The sequence below is a fragment of the Rhizobium sp. UBA1881 genome (assembly GCF_002338015.1).
Classification (GTDB): domain Bacteria; phylum Pseudomonadota; class Alphaproteobacteria; order Rhizobiales; family Rhizobiaceae; genus Rhizobium.
Genome location: NZ_DDHH01000159.1, coordinates 551 through 3184 on the forward strand (window position 1 = coordinate 551; position 2634 = coordinate 3184).

General features: G+C 62.5%; 3 protein-coding genes. 2 read left to right on the forward strand and 1 reads right to left on the reverse strand.

All coding sequences use genetic code 11. From position 1 onward, the window contains the following. Nucleotides 1-942: ArsR/SmtB family transcription factor (locus B3605_RS19495; RefSeq protein ID WP_414706992.1), on the forward strand; the 942-nt coding region annotated here is incomplete at its 5' end. A gap of 1 nt (nucleotide 943) precedes the next feature. Continuing rightward, nucleotides 944-1843: a methylenetetrahydrofolate reductase [NAD(P)H] gene (metF, locus tag B3605_RS19500; protein ID WP_112944314.1), complete on the forward strand. Its 900-nt coding sequence runs from the start codon at nucleotides 944-946 to the stop codon at nucleotides 1841-1843. A gap of 523 nt (nucleotides 1844-2366) precedes the next feature. On the opposite strand, the gene B3605_RS19505 is transcribed toward metF, so the two are convergent. Further along, on the reverse strand, nucleotides 2367-2634 hold a 268-nt coding region (locus B3605_RS19505), incomplete at its 5' end, for a peptidoglycan-binding domain-containing protein (protein ID WP_296435623.1).

Here is a 2634-nt window from a genome sequence, read left to right on the forward strand (position 1 = left end):
GCGCTGCTGGCCGCCGGCGACGTGACCGTGACCGATCTTACCGAAATTCTCGGCCAATCCCAACCGCGTATCTCGCGCCATCTCAAGCTGCTTGGCGAAGCCGATCTCATCGATCGCTACCAGGAGGGCGCCTGGGCCTATTTCCGGCTGCGGCAGGAAGGGAAGGCGGCGAACTTCGTGCGCAATCTTCTGGCGCATGCCTCCGAGAACGACCCTGTCATCCTGCGTGATGGCGAGCGGCTCGATGCCGTCAAGCGCCAGCGCTCGGAGCGGGCGCAGGCCTATTTCAGCCGCAACGCTGCCGAATGGGACGAGCTTCGCCGCCTGCATGCGGCCGACGAGGAGGTCGACGCCGCCGTTATCCGGCTGCTCGGCAGCCAGCCGATCGATTCGCTGCTCGATCTCGGCACCGGCACCGGCCGCATCCTGGAGCTTCTCTCGGGGCTCTACCGCCGTGCGATCGGCGTCGATGCTAGCCGCGACATGCTGAGCGTCGCCCGCGCCAATCTCGACCGGACAGGCATCACCAAGGCTTCGGTGCGCCATGCCGATATCCTGAACCTGCCTTTCGAGGCGCAGGATTTCGACCTGGTGACGATCCATCAGGTCTTGCACTTCTTCGACCAGCCGGAAATCGCCATTGGGGAAGCGGCGCGCATGCTGCGCCCGGGCGGACGGCTCGTCATCATCGATCTGGCGCCTCACACGCTGGAATATCTTCGTGACGACCACGCGCATGTGCGTCTCGGCTTCTCGCACCAGTCGATGACCGACTGGCTGCGCAAGGCGGGGCTCGATATCGAGCAGGTCGTCGATCTTCATCCGGGGCACGAGAGCGGGCAGGGGCTTACAGTCACCATCTGGCTCGCGCGCGACCCCAGGCGCCTGATGGCCTCCGCCGAGAGCGATCACGCCGCACCCACATTTGCCGGGAGAGACTGACATGGCTTTGAACCAGGACGCGCGCAACAGGATCGGCATCTCGTTCGAGTTCTTTCCGCCGAAGTCGGAAGAGGCCGAGGGCCAGCTCTGGAAGACCGTCAGCGAGTTGCAGGACTGGAACCCCGACTTCGTGTCGGTGACCTACGGCGCCGGCGGCACGACCAAGGCGCCGACGCTGGCGACCGTGTCGCGCTTCATCAGCTCCACGCCGCTTGCCACCGCCTCGCACCTCACCTGCGTGGGCGCCACCAAGGAAGAGACGCACAGCGTCGTCGAGAGCTTCCGCAAGGCTGGCGTGAAGCACTTCGTGGCGCTGCGTGGCGACACACCCGATGGCGTCGGCGCGCCCTATTCGCCGCATCCGGGTGGATACGCCAACGCCTCGGAGCTGGTCGCCGGCCTGCGCGAGCTTGGCGATTTCGAGATTTCGGTTTCGGCCTATCCGGAAAAGCATCCTGAGAGCCGCGATGTCGCCGCCGATATCGACATGCTGAAGCGCAAGGCCGATAACGGCGCCAACCGCGCGCTGACGCAGTTCTTCTTCGACAACGACAATTTCGAGCGCTACCTGGAAAAGGTGCGTGCGGCCGGGATCACCATTCCCGTCGTTCCCGGCATCATGCCGATCATGAACCTGACGCAGCTCAAGCGCTTCGCCGGCGCCTGCGGCACGGTCATCCCGGCGTTTCTCGACGAACGCTTCGAGGGCTATGACGACAAGCCGGAAGAGCGCGCCAAGGTCGCGGCCGATGTCGCCGCCGAGCAGATCGAGGATCTGGCCCGTCGTGGTATCTCGGATTTCCATCTCTATACGATGAACCGCGCGCCGCTGGTCTCGGCGGTTCTGACGAACCTCGGCTTCAAGCGCAATGCCGCCAAGAGCGCCGGTGCTGCCGCCTGATCAAGGCGACATTTACAGTCTATCGAACTGAAAAAGCGCAGACCGCAATGGCCTGCGCTTTTTCTGTTTCATGAACTCTGCGCTATCTAGGAGTTTCGGCATAGTCCGTTTGAAGCGGCATCCTGTGTCAGATGAAAAGCATCGACAGCACGAAAAGAAACGCCGCACCGATCAAAAGGACATTCAAGGATCGTGTCAGTCCCATGTCTGTCTCCTCGCGTTAACGAGCTGATAATATGTCGGGACTGTGGCGGTTGGAAAGCGCTTTTTTTGCTGCGATGCGGCGAAAATGTCACATCTCTCACTGGTGACAAAAGCTAGTTCGCTGAATCTTCACGACAAAATCGCTCGGAAAAATATTCACTCATTTTAACGGAGCGTAAAAAAGGGCGACCCGTCGTTTACGCCTGTGGCGGATTGCAGGCGTGGTACAGGCCGCTGAAAACGCTCACGAAATCGGAAAACGAAAAAGCCGGGCGCTTGGCCCGGCTCTTGTCGTCATTTTCGGCTCTCTCGCGGGCGCTCAGAGCGCGTTGAGGAGGGCGGGCGTTGCCCAGCCGTCGGCCGGCATGCCGAGGCGCTGCTGCTGCTTCTGGATGGCGACGCGGGTGCCGGAGCCGAGGATGCCGTCGATGGCGCCGACGTCGTGGCCCATCGTGTCGAGCTTGGTCTGCAGTTCCTTCATCTGGTCGTTGGTCAGGCCCTGCTCAGGCGTGCCCTTGAGATAGGGCTCGGCGCCGGAGAGGCGGGTCGCGAAATAGGCGGCCGAGGTCGTGTAGATGAAGGACTTG

What these genes read in the sequence shown, in the direction of transcription:
- metF (WP_112944314.1), top strand. Translation starts at nt 944, where the DNA reads ATGGCTTTGAACCAGGACGCGCGCAACAGGATCGGCATCTCGTTCGAG.